This window comes from Bacillus basilensis (genome assembly GCF_050630465.1).
GTDB lineage: Bacteria > Bacillota > Bacilli > Bacillales > Bacillaceae_G > Bacillus_A > Bacillus_A basilensis.
Map to the genome: position 1 here is coordinate 1 of NZ_JBNTQO010000001.1, position 19699 is coordinate 19699.

19 protein-coding genes, 1 pseudogene and 1 other annotated feature are annotated in these 19699 nt (G+C 33.4%); of the genes and pseudogenes, 19 read left to right on the forward strand and 1 reads right to left on the reverse strand.

What is annotated here, in order from left to right:
• The 19 genes and pseudogenes from ACQVV1_RS00005 to ACQVV1_RS00095 form a co-directional block, all read left to right on the forward strand.
• The coding region (locus ACQVV1_RS00005) for a hypothetical protein (RefSeq protein WP_431168411.1) at nucleotides 1-2104 on the forward strand (2104 nt) is incomplete at its 5' end.
• Nucleotides 2105-2268: 164 nt separating this feature from the next.
• Nucleotides 2269-3024, forward strand: a complete 756-nt coding sequence (locus ACQVV1_RS00010; RefSeq protein ID WP_242251782.1) for a DUF975 family protein — start codon at nucleotides 2269-2271, stop codon at nucleotides 3022-3024.
• Between the two features lie 33 nt (nucleotides 3025-3057).
• Nucleotides 3058-3495: an SseB family protein gene (locus ACQVV1_RS00015; protein WP_063223282.1), complete on the forward strand. Its 438-nt coding sequence runs from the start codon at nucleotides 3058-3060 to the stop codon at nucleotides 3493-3495.
• 56 nt (nucleotides 3496-3551) lie between these two features.
• On the forward strand, nucleotides 3552-4934 hold the full coding sequence (locus ACQVV1_RS00020) for a WXG100 family type VII secretion target (RefSeq protein WP_242251783.1): 1383 nt from the start codon (nucleotides 3552-3554) through the stop codon (nucleotides 4932-4934).
• Nucleotides 4935-4953: 19 nt separating this feature from the next.
• Nucleotides 4954-5370, forward strand: coding sequence for a tetratricopeptide repeat protein (locus ACQVV1_RS00025; RefSeq protein ID WP_242251785.1), 417 nt, complete (start codon nucleotides 4954-4956; stop codon nucleotides 5368-5370).
• An 11-nt stretch (nucleotides 5371-5381) separates the two neighbouring features.
• The gene (locus tag ACQVV1_RS00030) at nucleotides 5382-5804 is read left to right on the forward strand and encodes a hypothetical protein (protein ID WP_242251787.1); all 423 of its coding nucleotides are present in this window, start codon (nucleotides 5382-5384) and stop codon (nucleotides 5802-5804) included.
• A 569-nt stretch (nucleotides 5805-6373) separates the two neighbouring features.
• Nucleotides 6374-6511, forward strand: coding sequence for a hypothetical protein (locus ACQVV1_RS00035; protein WP_242251789.1), 138 nt, complete (start codon nucleotides 6374-6376; stop codon nucleotides 6509-6511).
• Nucleotides 6496-7281 (forward strand): annotated as a pseudogene (locus ACQVV1_RS00040) (recombinase family protein). Before ACQVV1_RS00035 ends, ACQVV1_RS00040 begins: the two are co-directional and overlap by 16 nt.
• 155 nt (nucleotides 7282-7436) lie before the next feature.
• Nucleotides 7437-8672 carry an IS110 family RNA-guided transposase gene (locus tag ACQVV1_RS00045; protein WP_242251790.1) on the forward strand — a complete coding sequence of 412 codons (1236 nt, stop codon included), beginning with the start codon at nucleotides 7437-7439 and terminating at the stop codon, nucleotides 8670-8672.
• A 107-nt stretch (nucleotides 8673-8779) separates the two neighbouring features.
• Nucleotides 8780-9193: a hypothetical protein gene (locus tag ACQVV1_RS00050; RefSeq protein WP_087095005.1), complete on the forward strand. Its 414-nt coding sequence runs from the start codon at nucleotides 8780-8782 to the stop codon at nucleotides 9191-9193.
• A 3-nt stretch (nucleotides 9194-9196) separates the two neighbouring features.
• Nucleotides 9197-9580: an immunity 22 family protein gene (locus ACQVV1_RS00055; protein ID WP_242251792.1), complete on the forward strand. Its 384-nt coding sequence runs from the start codon at nucleotides 9197-9199 to the stop codon at nucleotides 9578-9580.
• Between the two features lie 455 nt (nucleotides 9581-10035).
• Nucleotides 10036-11220, forward strand: coding sequence for a glycerate kinase family protein (locus tag ACQVV1_RS00060; RefSeq protein ID WP_242251794.1), 1185 nt, complete (start codon nucleotides 10036-10038; stop codon nucleotides 11218-11220).
• A complete protein-coding gene (locus ACQVV1_RS00065; protein ID WP_242251796.1) occupies nucleotides 11217-12647 on the forward strand; it encodes an SLC13 family permease in 1431 nt (476 codons plus the stop codon). Before ACQVV1_RS00060 ends, ACQVV1_RS00065 begins: the two co-directional genes overlap by 4 nt.
• A gap of 127 nt (nucleotides 12648-12774) precedes the next feature.
• Nucleotides 12775-13458, forward strand: coding sequence for a response regulator transcription factor (locus ACQVV1_RS00070; protein ID WP_242251798.1), 684 nt, complete (start codon nucleotides 12775-12777; stop codon nucleotides 13456-13458).
• Nucleotides 13459-13461: 3 nt separating this feature from the next.
• Nucleotides 13462-14820 carry a sensor histidine kinase gene (locus tag ACQVV1_RS00075; protein ID WP_242251800.1) on the forward strand — a complete coding sequence of 453 codons (1359 nt, stop codon included), beginning with the start codon at nucleotides 13462-13464 and terminating at the stop codon, nucleotides 14818-14820.
• Between the two features lie 19 nt (nucleotides 14821-14839).
• Nucleotides 14840-15799 carry a PepSY domain-containing protein gene (locus ACQVV1_RS00080; RefSeq protein WP_242251802.1) on the forward strand — a complete coding sequence of 320 codons (960 nt, stop codon included), beginning with the start codon at nucleotides 14840-14842 and terminating at the stop codon, nucleotides 15797-15799.
• 108 nt (nucleotides 15800-15907) lie between these two features.
• Entirely contained in the window at nucleotides 15908-16297 is a 390-nt protein-coding gene (locus ACQVV1_RS00085) for a PepSY domain-containing protein (protein WP_242251805.1), read from the forward strand.
• A gap of 130 nt (nucleotides 16298-16427) precedes the next feature.
• Nucleotides 16428-16676: a binding site (T-box leader), on the forward strand.
• Nucleotides 16677-16791: 115 nt separating this feature from the next.
• Entirely contained in the window at nucleotides 16792-18132 is a 1341-nt protein-coding gene (locus ACQVV1_RS00090) for a sodium-dependent transporter (RefSeq protein ID WP_242251806.1), read from the forward strand.
• Nucleotides 18133-18168: 36 nt separating this feature from the next.
• The gene (locus tag ACQVV1_RS00095; protein ID WP_242251807.1) at nucleotides 18169-19083 is read left to right on the forward strand and encodes an alpha/beta fold hydrolase; all 915 of its coding nucleotides are present in this window, start codon (nucleotides 18169-18171) and stop codon (nucleotides 19081-19083) included.
• A gap of 36 nt (nucleotides 19084-19119) precedes the next feature.
• On the opposite strand, the gene ACQVV1_RS00100 is transcribed toward ACQVV1_RS00095, so the two are convergent.
• A complete protein-coding gene (locus ACQVV1_RS00100) occupies nucleotides 19120-19695 on the reverse strand; it encodes a nucleotidyltransferase family protein (RefSeq protein ID WP_242251808.1) in 576 nt (191 codons plus the stop codon).
• Nucleotides 19696-19699: the final 4 nt, after the last annotated feature.

Here is a 19699-nt window from a genome sequence, read left to right on the forward strand (position 1 = left end):
TCCAAAGCCACCAGTGGTAGATCCAAAGCCACCAGTGGTAGATCCAAAGCCACCAGTGGTAGATCCAAAGCCACCAGAACCAACACACCCAACAATTACAGTATCGCCAAAAACGGGCGATATTTTAGTTGAGTGGTACGCTGGAAATGGAAAATATTACTCATCTGTTTTCTTTAATGATTTTTATACGAGTCAAAAAGAACTAGATGAAAATGCATTAAATAATTTAACGAACTACTATAGTAAAAAGGAAGACTGGACGCTTGTTAGTCAATTGAATACACCATCAAAATCAAAATCGATAGCTGAACATAAGTTAACATTAGATAATGTAGAACAAATTCTTACAAGTGGTAAATATTCAAATGAGAGAGCACTATTCTATTTACGTAATCAAATGAATGTACTAAATGAATCGGTTACTACACCAGAAGAGCTACAAAGATATTTAAGTGAAAATAAGAAGGATTATATTAAATCTGTAGCAGAAAAAGTTTATCAAACAGCAACAGAAGAAAAAAGAGAGTGGTCAAATACAGGGGATGTAGCATCTTTAGAACAAGCATTAAGTAAATTTTATTTAGTTACATCAGTACTTGAAAGCGTAGATCCTGCATTAGTAGAAAAAGCGAATCAAGATGTAGAAGATATTTTCAATAAGCTATTACAAGAAGAATTACAGAACCTTAATATCCAAACATCAGTAGTGATGTCTGCAACTGAGACAAAAGAAAAAGCAAGCGCGGTAAAAGAAAATACTAGTAGTAATGAAGAAAAAGCAGTTACAGAAGAAAATGAGGCAACAAGTATAGCAACTGAGAAAAACCAAAAAGATGCAAAGACTGAAGGTGCCAAAAATAACGAGAAAACAAGTAAAATCGATTCAAGTACTCAAAAAGCACAAGTAAAATCTGAACCATTTAGTCAAGAAATCGATGAAATAGAAACATATTTAAATCCAGCGAATCCACAATATGAAAATGCTTTACTATTAGCAAATAAGTATGTTGACGGGGCAACAGGAGAACAAAAAGAAAAATTAGAGCAGCAATTTAGTGTGGCTGTAGAGGGACTTCGAGGACAAATAAAAGATCCTAAATTTACAGTGGAAGACGCTATAAATAAAGCGAATTTATTAGCAAATACGGCAAGAGTAGAAAAATCTGTTCAAGATGAATCTCATAAGTTATTAATGCCGCTAATGTTTGAAAGAAAAGCAAACGATGCTGCAAATAATGGAGAATATTATACAGCGGTATTAAATATTGCAAATGCAATTCGTACAAAGCACCCATTGGAACGTTCAAGAGAAGAAATGGTGAATTATGCGAATAAATTATGGACAGATACAGAAAATGAATGGAATAAAATGAATGGAACGACAGGATGGCAAAGTGAAGTAGGTAAAACGTTATTACCGTCATACGCATTACTTGCACAGTTAAAAGATATTGATAAAACGATTGGCCAAATTAGCGGTATGAATATGATTGATAATGCATCCAAAAAAATGGAGGGAATTCAACTTATTCAATTAGCAGGTGATGAAGCAAATAAAGAAGGACAAACGAGCCTTTATAATGCTTTACATTATTATGGTCAAGCAGCTTCACGCGGTGTTGTTGACAAAACAGGATTTTCTAATGTTGCTGGTCTTGTAATTAAAGAAGCAAAACAGTTAGAAAAAACGCAATATAAATCAGCGTTAAACAACTATCAAATTTTATATAAAACACCAGGTATCGAAGAATTAGGAATTAAAGATGGGGTAAAAGCGGCAATTGAGTATTTGAGTACATTTGAAGCTGCAAAGGTAAGCGGGAATAAAGATACGATTGAAGATTTAGCTTCAGCAATTGAATTAACTTATCATTCTATGGAACTAGGATATCCAGAAGCAGATGCAAAAGAATGGATGAATACGGTAGCTCTAAAAATGTTTAATAAAGGTGCAGGATATATGTCTGCAACTGATACGAATAATGCATATAAATGTTTTGAATTTTTAAGTCGTGATAAATATGCAAATGCTATTAATGGAGAAATAACGAAACAAGCAAAAGAGAATGTAGAAAAAATTAAAGCTATGAACGTTAAAAAATAATTGGATTTAACATTCGCCATCTTACTTTGCGTAAGATGGCGAAATTATTCCGCATAAGGAGTAAATATTAATGAGTTTAGTAGAAATTTGAATTTTACTAAACTCATTAATTATTCATCATAGTCACGCTATTCGCAATGGAGAATTTGAAAGGTGGAAAAAAGATGATTAGCAATTTAAAAAGGGAAGCATTATCCTCATTGAAAGGCCATTGGGGATTAGGGGTAGGTTCAACGTTTCTTAATTACCTCATTCCCGTAGCAAGTATGTATATCATTGGTATAGTAGTATTTCTAATTTTTGGTTTGTTTATAGACGTTATAGGACCCGAGAACTTTGTATATTATGCATACGGCGAACCTCAAATTAATTTTGGTTTTATTTTATCTCAAATTATTGTATGGGCTATTATTTTTATTCTTTATATTGTTGTACAAAGTGTTATGAGTTACGGCTATTATACAATTACATTACGTTTAGCAAAAAATGAATCTACCACAATAGGTGATTTATTTGCTGGTTTCAATTCAAATAATATATTTAGAGCTATGAAACTAGGTATCTTACAAACAATATTTATTAGCTTATGGAGTCTTTTGTTCATTGTTCCAGGTATTATTAAATTTTTCTCTTATTCTATGGCTTACTACATTATGTTAGAGGATCCAGAATGTACAGCAAGTGAAGCAATTAAAAAAAGTAAAATGATGATGAAAGGACATAAGTTAGATTTATTTATCACTTGGTTAAGTTTCATTGGTTGGTTTATTTTAGGTTCATTGGTGGGAATGTTTACACTAAATCTCCCATACCTTTGGATTTCGCCATATTATACTACTACAGTATCACATTTCTACTTAAATCTAGTGAATAGAACTAATGATTCAAAAGAAGTACCAGTAATCAATATTCAAAAATAACGAATTTAAATTTCGCATAAGGAGTGAAGTTCAATGAGTTTAGTAGAAATTTGTCCATTAGATGAGGCGTTAGTGGAAGCTTTACAGAATGAAGAAAAAAGAGTTCATTTTTATGAGATATTACAGAAATCAAATTTGTACGTTGTTGCTTCTGTAGAGGGAGATACAACTGTAGATGAAGAAGGGAATTTGATTTCAACTGAAAATACACAATTGCAAATTCATTATTTTGAAATGGAAGAAGGATTAATGTTACCACTGTATTCTGATTTGAAACATTTAGAAATGGTTATTCCAGAAGAATGTCCGTATGTTTCTATGAATGCAGTTGAATTATTAAAGACGATAGATTTAGAGGCAAATGTAATATTAAACCCAGGAACAAAATTTCAAAAATTATTTGTAAAGGAAGAAATTGAAGCGATTTGTGATAACAGTATTTTTGATGTTTTTTCTAAAGGGAATAAGTAAAAATTGATGCAGTTCTATTTCTTTTTGGTATAAAATAGAGGAAGGTGGGAGAAGGTTTGGAAATTAAGGTCAAACCTGAACAACTCGAACAAATTGCCAAAAACATATCAGAGATGCAAACACACAGCCAGAACATACAACAAAATCTCAATCAATCTATGTTTAGTATTCAAATGCAATGGCAAGGAGCAACGAGTCAACATTTTTATGGGGAATATATGAGATCAATGAGACTCATGGAATCTTACATACGTAACTTACAAGTTACAGAAAAAGAATTACGGCGTATCGCTCAAAAGTTTCGTCAAGCTGATGAAGAATATCAAAAGAAACAAAATGAAAAATTGAAAGAAGCCCATAAAAAAGAAAAGAAACATGAAAAATCATGGTGGGAAAAGGGAATAGAAGGAGCAGCTGAATTCATCGGAGTAAATGATGCAATTCGTGCAGTTACCGGTAAAGACCCTATTACAGGAAAAGAATTATCAACAAAAGAAAGACTCATCGCCGCAGGATGGACACTCCTAAACTTTGTTCCTGTTGGAAAAGTGGCAAGTCTTGCTGGAAAAGGAATAAAGTATGTCGCTTCTAGCTTTGGGAAGACGATTGTAAAAGCAGGAAAAAGACTAGGCGAAGGCGTAACAATGGTAGCCGGAAAAGCTGGGAAAGCAGCTGTCGATGGTATAAAAACAGCCAGCCACAAAGTAAAAGAGGGTGTAAACTTTGTAGCCTCCACAGCAAAAGGATTTGCCGACAAAATCGGAAGCCTATGGAACAAAGGCGCCACAACCGTAAAAACAACTTTCTTGCAGGGGAATGAAAAAATCCAGCACGCAGTAAAAACATTACTGGAATACAAATGGATCCCAGGTGAGGGAAAAGGCTTCGCCATGGCTGGAGTAGGAAATGTCTCAGGGGGAGGACAGTATTCTCTGAAAGAGGCTTATCAGTATATGGAGAGTAAGGTTGTTAAGGGTACGGGTGAAACTCCTAAAGGTTATTATCAAGATGTAAATGGAAAATGGCACCGACCAGATGGGGGTTACGCAAGTAATAAAGAAGTGGGTTTACCTGAACCAAGTGGCATAACAAAACGCTTGGAATATATGGGGAATACGCCTGGAAAAGGCTCCAAAACGGGTAAAGAAGTAATGGAAAGAATGGAAAATGAAATTCCACCAAAAATCCGTACAACACGTGATGGTGAAATAGAATTTATGGCAAGTGATAATAAATGGTATCCAATAGATCAAGCAGATATGGCTCATTTAACAGATGCAGTTTCATGGTGGAACAGTACAGGTAGATATTATGGAGCGAAGTCCCCAGAAGTTAGAGAATGGATGTTAGACTCCAATAATTATGTATTAGATCATTATAGGTTAAATCGATCCGCAGGTGCAAAGTTAAATGAAACCTACTTGTCACCAAATAAATGATTATTGGGAGGGGTTTATATTGGAACTCAACGATCAAGTGTATGATCGAATTGTAAAATTATGTAACGAGGGAAATGCTTTTATTGAAAAAGGGAAAGATGATAAGGCAATACAGAGTTATATAGCTGCTCTGGATTTGGTTCCGTTGCCGAAGACCGATTGGGAAACAAGTACATGGATTTATACAGCATTAGGAGATACTTATTTTTTAAATCGTGAGTATGAGAAAGCAAAAAGTAATTTATATAATGCACTAAATTGTCCGGATGGTATTTCAAATCCATTTATTTTACTGAGACTTGGAGAGAGTTTATTCGAGTGTGGAGAGCTTGATAAAGCTAAGGAGTATTTGTTAAGAGCTTACATTTTAGAAGGCTATAAACTCTATTATAATGAGGATGAAAAGTATTTTGAATTGATTAAGGATATGATTTGAGGAGGATAAATATGGCTATTTTACAATCACCTATAAAAGAAGAATTTGAAAGTCTTTTGGAAAAAAGTAATGAACAATTTAATAATGGTAACTATAATGGTTCTATTGTGTTATTAGAAGAGGCATGGGATATAATACCTAATCCTAAAGGTATTTATTGTGAAGAGAGTTACCATTTAGTTAAGGATATTATCTCTACTTGTTTTATGGTAAATGATTTAAAAAAAGCAAAGGAGTGGGCAGATAAAATATTTTTAACTGGATTTGCACGTATAGATTCCGGTGACAAGGAATTTATTGCAGGGAAAGTTGCTTTTGAATTAGATGATTTAGAAACCGCAAAAGAATTTTTTAGCATTGCCAATACAAAATCAGAAGGTAGATGTTTTGGGAATCCGAAGAATACTAAGTATCTTAAATTTTTGAAAAGTTAAATGTTTAGCTGCGTAAAAGGAATTTAAAGATAGATTTAGTGACTTATAAAGGTTACAGCATTTGCATACAGGAGTGACAAAGTATTGGCTGTAATTAATTTAAAACATATTATGAAGTGTACAGGAAAATAATAGGCTGTTAGAAAGTACGTACTCCATGATGGTTGTACCATCATAGAGTACTGTGTGCAATGATAGAATAGAAAACGAAGTACGAGCTTAGGCGAGATGGCATTTTACTGTGCGACGTATATAAAGACATGGAATGTATATTAAACTAACAAGCTCGTACAAACTCGTAAGTTTTAACATAATATTTGTCATGACATACAAAAAGTTCCATACGCTTACTATAAAACTTACAAATTTATGTTACTTAAAAACATATGAACTTAAAGCACTTGATTGTCAATTAAAGGCAACAAGTGCTTTTTTGCGTTTTAGTGTAGAAATTTAAAAGAGCGTTATAATTTTATAAGTGCATTAAGTGTTAAATTTTTATTGTTGTTTTATAGACTGTAATGGCTATGTACAGTGTACGACGATAGTAGAGGGAAAAATAAAGGGTTGTGTTATTTTTTGAAGTCATCGTAAAGTACGTTTTAACGGATGAACGTTATGCACATGTTATCCGCAAAAAATGGGTAAACGTTACAGGGATTGTAATTGCTGTAACGGGAGAGGACTCAATATGGAAGAGAAAGTAGTTGGTTATGTACGAGTTTCAACAGAAGGACAAGTACGTGAAGGTTATAGCTTAACGTATTAAGTAGAAGAAATCGAACGTTACTGTATGGAAAATAACTTACAATTGCTTCATGTATATGAAGATAGAGGACTAAGTGGCGCAACTGTTGATGAAAATGGATTAACAGTTGAACGTGAAGGCTTACAAGAACTATTGTCAGATATGGCATATCAACAAGTGAGGCGCGTGATTGTATTAAATACATCTCGGTTATGGCGCTCTGATATGGCAAAAGTATTAATACAACGAGAGCTAAAGAAACATAAGGTTGATGTGAAAGCGATTGAACAACCCAATTATAGTATATACACGCATGACCCAAATGATTTTTTAGTAAATGGCATGTTAGAACTACTAGATCAATATCAACGTCTCGAGATTGCATTGAAGCTGAGTAGAGGCAGAAAGAAGAAAGCGGAACAAGGTGGATATGCGGGTGGCGGTGTGATGTTTGGTTACACAGTCAAGAAAGGACAAAAAGTGTTAGAAGTAGATGCAGAAAAAGCAGTGGTTGTACGTAGACTATTTGAGTTACGACACTTTTTTAGGCAGTGGTCGCTGACTCAATTGGCAGAACGACTGAATGCAGAAGGCTATCGTACAGAGAAAGGGAAACGGTTTACGAAAGTACAAGTGAAACGCATGTTAGACCGGGAGAGCTTTTATCGAGGGATATACACATATGGTCAAATACAGACAAATGGGAAACATTCAGCAATTATTTTATAAACTCACTTAAAAAATTAGCTCATTTTACTATACATACTACTAGAGTGATGAAAATGGATAGGCTTGCGTACCTATGCGCATCGGAAGATGAACGCTCGAACTAAGGTTGCCGACATTTTTATATATGACTAAATCATTGAATAGAGGGATGAGTTATGCATCATAGGCAGAACTATTTGTATGTAGGAGTAGATTTACATAAAGAGCAGCATACGGCTGTTATTATTAATTGTTGGCAAGAGAAACTAGGAGAAATACAATTTGAGAATAAACCATCTGCATTTTCGAAGTTCTTATTAGAAGTAGAGACATATGTGTGTGATGGGATAACTGTTGTATTTGGTTTAGAAGATGTTGGTGGTTACGGAAGAGCGTTAGCGAAATATTTAGTAGATCATGAACGAATAGTGAAAGAAGTAAATCCGGCTTTATCATTTTTAGAACGAAAAAGCCAAGTGATGATACAAAAAAATGATAGTTGGGATGCGGAATGTGTAGCACGCATATTGGTAAACAAATTTAATCAATTGCCAGATGCAAAGCCAAACGATTTATTTTGGTCGATACAACAATTGGTTTCAAGAAGGAATGCATTAGTAAAAGCACAAAGTGCATTAAAGAACCAATTACATATTCAATTAAACCACCATTATCCAAGTTATAAAAAGTTTTTCTCAGAGTTAGATGGAAAAACAGCATTAGCGTTTTGGCAGCAATATCCGTCACCCCCTTGTTTAGAGGGGGCAAATATAAAGCAATTAACAGCTTTTTTATTAGATGTTAGCAACAATACATGTTCAGTAAAGAAAGCAAGCGACATATTAAAACTTGTAAAAGAAGATGGACATACAATGAAGGAGTATCAAGAAACACGAGATTTTTTAGTAAGAAGTATTGTACGGGACATTGAGTTTAAAAAGAAAGAAATGAAATACATCGAGAGAGAATTAAAACAGCTAGTAAATCTACTAGATTATCAATTAGAAACGATGCCGGGAATAGAACTTGTGACGGCATCAGCATTAATAGCTGAAATTGGGGATGTAAGACGATTTCCAAATGCCAATAAATTAGCACGATTTGCGGGGATTGCACCTGTTTACTTTGGTTCTGGTGGGAAAGGTAAGACACATAAAAGTAAACAAGGAAACAGGGCGCTACACGCTTTATTTTATAATTTAGCAGTACAGCAAGTGCAAGTAGCAAAAGGCAGTAAGATGCCACGAAATCCAGTGTTTCATGCGTACTATCAAAAGAAGCTTAAAGAAGGAAAAACAAAAGGACAAGCATTGGTATGTATTATGAGAAGGCTTGTAAACATTGTATATGGCATGATGAAATATAAAACGGCATATGAGTTGCCGATAGTAGAAGAAAAAGAAGTAGTTTAATAAGGTGTACATGGTTTGCTTTTTTATTGTGAGGGTTTAAGATTACAACATAGGGTACGGGTGAAGGTAGTAAGAGTACTAGTGGGAATAGTAAGCATTTAAGTGATGTGAAAATTCCATCAGTAAGAAACAATGAGTTTAATAAATGGTTTGATAATCTATCAGCAAAAGAATTTGAGGAAATGTGGAATAATCCTCAGTTGAGAAGTAAAATAGAAGATAGGATTAGACGCCCAGGAGGATACCATGAGTGGCATCTTGTAGCAAGAACTCCTAAATTTAAGCAGTGGGGAATTAGTATGGATGATATTAAAGAAATGAGGTCTCTGACTAAAGATGTTGAATTTGTAAATCCACCTGGTCGTCATGGAAGAAGAGGCTCGACAAAAGCACATAATGAAATGTTAAAGATTATTGATTCTGCTTCTGACTATGAAAGTTTTGTTAAAGGGCTTAATGAGTGGGCTGAAAATAGAATGAAAAATGGCATTATGGATTTACCAGAAGGTTTGAGGAGGTAAAAAATGAAAAACGATGTTTCTTTATGGTTAGGATGCTTTAGTGATTTTGATGAACTCGAAACGTACACTGAAATAAAATATAATGAAGATGGAGATAGTATTCCCTCTATTTTTGAGAAAGATTTTAAATTAGGTTATTATGATAGGGACTTAGTTGAAAAAGATTGGATTCCTGATGCTGAAGATGACATAGAAAAGCTGTTAGTAGATTTTTCATATGATAATCAATTAATACAACAGTACAATAACATTAAGATAAAGTCTAAATACAATACCATCATTTTAATTTATAATTATGATTATAATAAAGAAGGTAAAATTGTTAACTTCGTAGATAAGACTACCTACAAGTTGGATTTCATTGGTACAGCAGAATATATAGATTAGTGCGAATGAAGTATATTTACAGTGAAAAGAAAAAGAAGTACGAGCTTAGGCAAGATGACATTTTATATGGCGATGAATTTAAATACATGGAATTTATATGAAACTAACGAACTCGTATAAACTCGTAAATTTTAACGTAGTAGTTATCATGATATAAAAAAGTTTTCCTACTGTTACTACAAAACTTACAAAATATAAACTTAAAGCAATTTTGCTTGCTGAGTACAGGAAACGCGAAATCGTACAAGTATTGTCCCGTAATAGAGAAATAAAATTGAATAAAGAGTAAAGGAATGTATCCGTTGCGCTATTCAATAGTGCAACGGATTTTTTGGTTCGCAAAATTCAGCACTTTCTCATCAAATTTTAATGTAAGCTTAATTGTGCTCTCTTTTTTCACCTTTAATATAAGCCGTAGATACGAAAGATATATAAGGTGAAGGGAGAAATAATACATGCGTATTTTAGTTGTACCATCAGGATTTAAAGAAAGTTTAGGGGCGAAGGAAGCTGCTGATGTAATGAAAGAAGGGATTTTAAAAGTTATGCCACTTGCTACTGTAGAGACTTTATCAATGGTTGATGGTGGGGAAGGGTTTACAGAGGCAATTATAAATATTACTGGTGGAAAAATGTATAAAGTACAAGTAACGGGACCTGTTGGAGATGAGATACAATCTTATTTTGGTGTTTTTGAAACGAGAGATGGTGAGCGTACAGCTGTTATTGAAATGGCTGCGGCGGCTGGGTTACGCCTTGTACCAAGAGATTTACGTGATCCTAGAAAAACGACTACTCATGGTGTTGGACAGTTAATCGAATTAGCTTTAAACAAAGGAGTAGATCGTATATTAATAGGTTGTGGTGATTCGGGTACGTCTGATGGAGGTGCTGGTATGGCTGAAGCGTTAGGTGTAAAGTTTTTTAATGAAGATGAGAAGGAAATACAAATTCAAGGTGGCACCTCTTTATTACAAGTTTCAAAAATAGATACGTCACAAGTAGATCCTAGATTAAGACATGTCCAAATTGATGTTGCTTGTAATTGGTTTAATCAATTATGCGGCGAACAGGGAGTAGCTAGAGTGTTCGGTCCGCAAAAAGGTGCTAACGAAGCACAAGTAATAGAACTAGAAAAAGCATTGGAGCGCTATGCTTCTATTATAAAAAAAGATATAGGTATAGATATACATCATACACCAGGAAGTGGTGCATCTGGCGGTCTTGGTGCTGGACTGCAAGCTTTAATAGGGGCAACGCTACATCCGAGATACGACATTATTATGAAGTATATGGATTTAAATAAACTATTGCTAAAGTGTGATCTTGTATTTACCGCGGAAGGAAGTATAGATTTTCAAACACCACGTGGGAAAATTCCAGCTGAGGTGGCTAAATGTGCAAAAAGATATGGATTACCAGTAATAGCGTTAGTAGGGACAGTCGGTAAAGGAGCACGTATTAATTACGATTACGGAATTGATGCATATACAAGCATATTACCAATGCCATCTTCATTAGAAAATGCTTTTTCTAATGCGGAGAAATGGCTTGGTGATTGTACAGAGAGTACGATGCGTACAGTTTTAGTTGGCTATCAAATCGCATCTCGTTTGAATAAAAGTGGGTATGTATCATGATTGAAAAAAATGTAGTGGAATTACATGTGAATAATAATGATACTCCGAAAATTAAGTCATCCTGGGTTCTGCCCATAGCACTTATATTAATGGTAGAAATAGTTCTTTTGCTTCCATCGTCATTAACGCTGGAAGCAAAATGGAGTTTGTTTGGATTTTGTTGCGCAATTATATTATGGACAACAACAACGATAAATTCGGCCTATATTGCACTCGGTTCTGTATTATTTCTAATTATTTCAGGAACAGCAAAGCAAGATCTTTTATTTGATTCGTTAGCTTCAGATGTCATTTGGCTTATGATCGGTTCGTTTATTTTAGGAAGGGCACTTCAAGCTACCGGTTTAGCTGAGAAAATGACGTGCTTTGTTGTAAATCGTGCTCGGAATATTTTGGGCTTGTGCGGGATTTTGACTATGATTATTCAAATACTCGCTTTCTTTATTCCATCAACATCTGGACGCGCAGCGGTTGTATTACCTGTTTTTCAAGCTATATCAAAAGAAATTGGGAGTAGAAGAATTACGAAAGCATTAGCAATTTTAATGCCTACTGTTATTTTAGTTTCAACAAGTTCTACAATTATTGGTGCAGGTTCCCATTTAATTGCCCTAGATATGTTAAAGGAATTTAATAATAAGGATATTACATTTGTAGAGTGGTTAATATGGGGATTTCCATTTGGATTCATAATGAGCTTTATAAGTTGTCGTGTAATATTATTTTTATTTTTAGACAAAGAGGAAGTAAAAACAAAACTAGAACAGAAAAAAGTTAAGTTTGAATTATCGCGAAATGAAAAGTATACAATCAGTATTTTAATAGCGATGGTAGCTTTTTGGTTAACAGAGTGGTTACACGGTTTGGAAATTGCAACAGTAACTATATTAGGAGTGTTTTTATTAACTTTACCAAAACTTGGCGTGATGCAGTGGAAAGAAAGTTTAAAAGGTGTCTCGTGGAATTTAATTTTATTTGTTGGAGCAGCAATTGCATTAGGGAAATCATTAATGGAGAGTGGTGCAGCGCAATGGATTATGCAGAAGTTATTTTCTGTAACAAAATTAATTGATGATCAATCAATTTTCATTGTGCTACTAATAATTGTTCTTCTTTCAGTAACATCACATTTATATATTACATCTCACACTACGAGAGCAGTAATTATCATTCCGCCACTACTATACTTTGCAAGTAGTCTACAATTAAATGAAGTAGCCGTCCTATTTTTAGGTATTGTTGGAATGAATTATTGTTTAACTTTTCCAGTCAGTTCTAAAGCACTACTTTTATTTCAAGAAAGTGATAGAGAAACTTTTCAGCCGCAAGATTTATTAAAATTAAGTAGTTATTTAAGCGTTATTTATATATTTGTAATGGTTATATTTTACTATGTATATTGGCAATGGGTTGGATTGTCACTTTAAAAATCAGGAATATATTTCATTCCTGATTTTTTCATTAAGGAGAAAAGATATTGGGTATTTTTTCTTTTTAAGGAAATTATTACTTGTTATACTGAAATGGTGTAAATATATATTGTAGGAGGTTTTTATGGGAGAAAGGATTTTAATCGTTGAGGATGAAGAAAAAATTGCTCGTGTCGTGCAGTTAGAATTAGAATTTGAAGGATATGAAAGTGAAATTGCAAAAACAGGTACAGAAGCAATGGAAAAGTTCGGCAATGGAAACTGGGATTTAATATTACTTGATGTAATGCTTCCAAATATAAGTGGGTTAGAAGTTCTTCGAAGAATACGTTTAAAAAATGCTGTAATACCTATCATTTTACTAACTGCTCGTGACTCAGTTGTTGACAAAGTGAGTGGTTTAGATCAAGGAGCAAGTGACTATATTACAAAGCCATTTCAAATAGAAGAATTATTAGCGAGGATTCGTGCTTGTTTAAGAATTTCATACGTAATAAAAGAAGAGGAAAATAGTAGTTATCAAATTGCAGATTTATATTTAGATGAGAAAACGAGAGAAGTGAAAAGAGGGAATAATCTAGTTGACTTAACGCCACGTGAATTTAATTTATTACTCTTTTTAATGAAACATGAAAATCAAGTGTTAAATCGTGAGCAAATTGTAACGAATGTTTGGGGATATGATTATTATGGTGATACAAATGTTGTTGATGTGTATATTCGATATTTGCGCAAAAAAGTAGATTGTAATGTGGATGTACCACTTATTCACACTGTTCGAGGTGTTGGGTATGTCTTAAAGGTGTAATGTATGAAAATTAAAAATAAAATATATTTATTCTCAACAGTATGGTTACTACTTATTTTATTAATTATTAATAGTTCAATATATTTTTTGTTTTATAAAGTTACTACGAACGGAGAGTTAGAACGATTGAAACGTGAGGCACTACATATTATTGAAGGAATGAACGCGGATTCAGCAAAAGAAATTGACGCAGTAAATTTGTTGCAACCATACTTACCTTCAAACGGTATGATTAGAATTATTAATGAAAATTCAAAGGTAACGATTAGGCAAGAAGTGGATAGTACAAAACCAATTCCAGTATTAAATACGAAATTTGAAAGAAAAGAATCAGCCGGAGTTTATGAGAAGAACGAGGAGAAATTTGCATATATAAAAATACCAATCATTTGGAATGATGGAAAAATTGTATCGTTAGAAATGACAGAACGTTTAGATAGTTTGCAAGAGAATTTAAAAATGTTAAAAAATGTATTAGTTATTGCGTCACTTTTTGTTTTAATTCCGTCTTTTTTTGCGGGGAGAATGTTAAGTAAACTCATTTTAAAACCTGTAAACTCTTTAATACAAACTATGGAACATATACAGGATAGAGGGATATTCAAAAAAATACCGCTCGAGAAAAAGTCAAAAGATGAATTGTACAAAATGGGAACGACATTTAATAAAATGATTGATTTATTACATCAGAACTTTGAAAAGCAGCAACAGTTCGTTTCAGATGCTTCGCATGAATTAAGAACACCGTTAACAGTTATTGAAAGTTATGCGAAATTATTAAAAAGATGGGGAATGAAAAAACAAGATGTTTTAGAAGAATCTGTAGAAGCGATTTATTCTGAGGCAGTAAGAATGAAAGGTATGACGAATCAAATGCTGCTTCTTGCAAACAGTAGTGCGGAGTGGAATTTGGAGACTAACGCATCAGATTTGGTCCGATTATGTCAGGTGACTGCTGAGCAACTAGAAAAAACATATGCTCGGAATTTTCGTGTTATAACAGAGGAAGAAAAAATTGTTGTAAGTATTGACGAACAAAAAATAAAACAAGTATTAGTAGTTTTATTAGATAATGCAATGAAATACAGTAAAGATTCTATAGATATTATAGTAGGAATACAAAAAGAAAAAGTCTTTTTTTCTATTCAAGATTACGGTATGGGAATTCCTAAGGAAGATATACAGAAAGTGTTTGATCGTTTCTTTCGAGTTGATAAGGCGAGGAGTAGGGAAACTGGGGGGACTGGTTTAGGTTTATCGATTGCCAAACAAATTATTGATGCTCATGAAGGAGATATACAACTTGAAAGTGAAGAAGGAGAATGGACGAAAGTTACAGTAAATTTACCTCATTTTTCATAAAAGGATAGGAGCTTTAAACATGAAAAAGAAATGGAAAATTGCATTGTTAGTTTGCTTTGCGGTTGTAAGTGTAGCGTTTGTATCACAACGTATTGTTTCTAAGCAAGGAGAAACAATATTATCTGAGAAACAAATTCAAAGTATTGTATCTGAACAGTATCCTGGAAAAATTAAAAGTATGAAATTAGTAAATAAAGGGGAACAAGATTTTTATAAGGTAAATCTTTCAAATGAACAAGGCTCATATGAAATAATAGTAGATGCCAAAAATGGAGAGATAAAACGCGCAAAAGAAAAATCATTAAAAAGTAATACAATAACGAAAGAGAAAGCGGAAGAAATGGCGCTACAGAAAGTACAAGGTGAAATTAAACATACTATATTAGAAAAGAGAAAAGAGATAGAAGTGTTTGTAATTACGGTAGAAACAAATGATAAGCAAAGTAAGGTAGTTGAGGTTGAAAAAACAACTGGTCGAATTCAATTGTTAGAGAAACCGATGACAAAAGTTACAGAAGAGCAGGCAAAAGAAATTGCAGTGCAGCAAGTGCCAGGGAATGTAAAGGGAATTAGACTTGAGCAAAAAAATGAAAAAAAAATATATGTAATAGAAATAGAGAAAAGTGCAAATGAGAATGTAATAGTAGAAATTGAAGAAACTACAGGCGCTTTTATTGGTACTTCACAAATACAAAAAGTTATAACAGAAGAACAGGCAAAAGAAGTTGCGTTACAAAAAGTACAAGGTGGATTTATTGAGAAGTTAAGTATAGTTGATATAAATGGTACGGCTACCTACCAAATTATTATAAAAAAACAAACAGAAACGGTTGATGTAAGGGTACATACAATAACAGGAGAAATTATATCAACTACATCGGTAAATAACACTATTCAGCAAAAGGAGTCATTGCAACAACAAGATGACGATGATCAAGAAGAAAGCAACGATGATCAAGATGATGATGACGAAGGATAATCACAACAATAAACGGATTCTCATCAAATTTTAATGTTCCTCACAGATTTCTTTCATTTTAACATTTTAGTATGTAAGTAAGAAAGAAATGAAGAGGAGGAACATGAAATGAAATTATGGATTGGAATCGTAATGGTGCTTTTCATTGCTGGAGGGACAGCATATGGTGTAAATGCAATGGAACATGAAGAAATGCGATATGAAGAGAGAGAAGAAAAAAGTTACGAAAGTAAAGAGCTTAGTCCAGAAATAGCTAAACAAATTGCAATTGAAAAGGTAAATGGAGTTGTAGAGAAAATTGATGTAGAACGTATGGACGATAAGGGCGTATATGAAATAGAGGTAGAAACAAACGAAGATGAGGAAAAAATATATATTAACAAGAAAAATGGAAATATTATAGCGGAAAAGGAATTTGAATTAATAAAAAATGAAAATGAAGATGAAGATGATGACCAAGATGAAGACGATGTGGATCATGATGATCTAGATGATTAATAACATTTCCCGATTGTACAAAGTTACAATGGAACATTCTTTTCGACAAAAAAATAATATATACCTTGACAGTTACTAATATAACAGATATACTTCATATTAATTTCAAAAGAAAATATATTCTAAATATTAAAATGTGTTGAATAGGAGTAGTAAGGTCGTATATTTGTACAGAGAGCTATGGGTTGGTGTGACATAGTCAAATGACATCCTGAACTCGCCTAGGAGCAGTAAGGTGGAACGGAATCACATTCTTAGTAAATCTTAACGGTTAACCTTCGATATTAGGTTTGTAATCAAACGATTACTACTAAGGTGGATTCATAATGGAATCAATAAGGGTGGTACCGCGTTAAGTAAATGGCTTAGCGTCTCTTTATATAGAGACGTTAGGCCATTTTTTTATATTATAGAAATAGAAATGGAGGGTTTATTTGAATTAATTTATAAAATTAATTTATCTATATAAAAGGATGTTATAGGAGGGAAATAAGATGAAACAGACGGAGCAATGGACTTCGAAATTAGGTTTTATAATGGCTGCAGCAGGATCAGCAATTGGACTTGGCGCGATATGGAAGTTTCCTTATATCGCTGGAAAGAGCGGGGGAGGAGCATTCTTTTTAATCTTTATATTATTTACTGTATTAATTGGACTACCACTACTTATAGCTGAATTTATGATTGGACGCAGTACACAAAAACAAGCAGTTGGAGCATTTAAAAGTATTGCACCAAATACAGGGTGGCACTGGATTGGACGCCTTGGCGTTGGAACGTGTTTTATATTACTTTCGTTTTATAGTGTTGTAGGTGGATGGGTATTAATTTATTTATTCAGAGGAGTAACTGGGCAACTTATTACTCCGGGACAGAATTATGGTACATTATTTACTGAAACAATTGGAAATCCCGCTTGGGCGATTATGGGGCATTTCGCTTTTATGTTCATTACGATTTGGGTTGTATCAAAAGGTGTACAAAACGGAATTGAAAAAGCAAGTAAATATATGTTGCCAGCATTGTTTGTTTTATTTGTTGCTCTTATTGTTCGATCACTAACACTTGATAATGCAATGGAAGGTGTGAAGTTTTTCTTACAACCAGACTTCTCAAAGATTACTTCAGAAAGTATTTTATTCGCGATGGGACAATCGTTCTTTGCGATTAGTATCGGGATTTCGATAATGGTTACGTATAGTTCCTATTTAAATAAAAAAGAAAGTTTACCAAAATCAGCAATAACAATTGTTGGATTGAATTTATTTGTTTCATTATTTGCAGGTCTTGCTATTTTTCCAGCTGTATTTTCATTAGGAATGGAGCCAACAGAGGGGCCTGGATTACTATTTATCGTATTACCATCTGTATTTAGTCAAATTCCATTCGGTGGGTTTTTCTTAACAGTATTCCTTGCACTATTTACATTTGCGACATTAACATCAGCATTTTCTTTATTAGAGACTGTTGTTTCAGCATTAGCAAATGGTGAACAAGAAAGAAGAAGAAAATTATCATGGATGATCGGTTTCTGCATTTTCTTAGTAGGTATACCATCAGCGTTATCATTTGGAGTATGGAGTGATATTACGATTTTCGGAAAGAATATATTTGATGCAATAGACTTCTTATCTAGTAATATATTAATGCCACTTGGAGCACTATTTATTAGTATTTTCGTTTCATTCAAAATGGAAAAGAAGGTGCTAGAAGCAGAGTTTTTTGTAGGTGGAAATTATGGAAAGAAAGTATTTACTTGCTGGGCATTTTTACTTCGATTTGTAGCACCGCTCGCAATAATTATTGTCTTTTTAAATGTAATAGGGGTTATTTAACATTGAATGTTATAATATTCAGTAAAAAGGAAGGTGATGATTATAAAGGCACATTTGATAGAAACAGGGAAATATATGAATATTAGAGGGAAAAAGCTATACGTTGAAACGCATGGAAATCCTAAAAAGAATCCAGTCTTATACTTGCATGGTGGACCAGGAGAAAGTTGCTATGATTTTTCATTTCATCAAGCGGAACGTTTAAAAGATTCTCTATATGTAATTATGATTGATCAAAGAGGTGTTTGTCGCTCTGAAGAAATTACTGAGGACGAAGCTTTTGGATTAAAAGATTTGATTGAAGACTGTGAGGGACTAAAAAAAGTATTACAAATTGAGAAGTGGTCTGTAATTGGACATTCTTTCGGTGGATATTTAGCATTGTTATATGCGTCGATATATCCAAGTTCAATAGAGAAAATAATATTTGAAGGACCAACTTTCGATTTTGCATTAACAAGTAGAGCTTTGTTACAAAAGACAGGGGAGTTATTAAAAAAGTATGGAAAAGAAGAAGTAGCAGAAGAGTCCATAGCTTATTCATCTAGCGATGCTAGTTCAGAAGAGTTGCTTGATGCTTATATAAGATTAAGCGAAGAATTAGAAGAAAAAAGAATGGAGATTTACAATAATAAGGAAGATAGGACAGATGAGAGTTTATACAGTGATCAAGAGTGGGAAGTATTTTCAAAACGCTCCAAAATTCATTTTGATAGATTAAAATTAGAAGGAGCATGTCATACGTCATTATTATCTAAAATAAAAGATGTACAGAATCCAATGTTATTAATAGTAGGAAAACATGATGTAGTAACGTGTGAAAAACAAATTGAAATATTTAATAAAGATGCTCGAAACGGCAAGTATATCGTATTTGAAGAGAGCGGTCATTCACCTCATTATGAGGAAGCAGATAGATTCGCAGAAACAGTCATACATTTTTTGAAATGAAGAAAAGGGTGCTTCTCTAAATAAGAAGCATCCTTTCTAAATTTCTGGATATGTGATTGTAATGCTAGGCCACTTACTTTGCCAATTCTTTTTAATAACTCTGTTTTTGTACATATGTAATCGTTCTTTCGATTCAAGAAAATGAGCTGTTGGTCTCACTTGTAAGGAAAGTACATCTTCTATCCCACACGGAGCTGTTAATATAACATTGTTTTTTTCGTCTAATGTAACTCCTAAAGCCGTTGCTGTTTCAGGGAATTTAGAAATAGCATCAACAGAAGAAGAATACGGTGGCATATTATTTACTACATGCATACGAGCTTGATTCTTTACAGACCAAGGGATAGTAGCATCCATATTCATTAATTTCGTTTCTAATGATTGTTCGTATATCTCATCTTCATGTAGACTATCATAATAAATCACATCAACATCAGGCATAGTCGTTTTAGCTTCATAGTTATGTAAAGTATCCCAAATTTTAGAACGAATAAATCCGGCACAAATCCACCAATCAGGTAGTTCTAATGATTTTGCTATTTGTAATACATTCATCATCCATTCGTCGTTTTCTATTAAGCGAACTATATCTTGCTCTGTTTGTATATTCATTAAT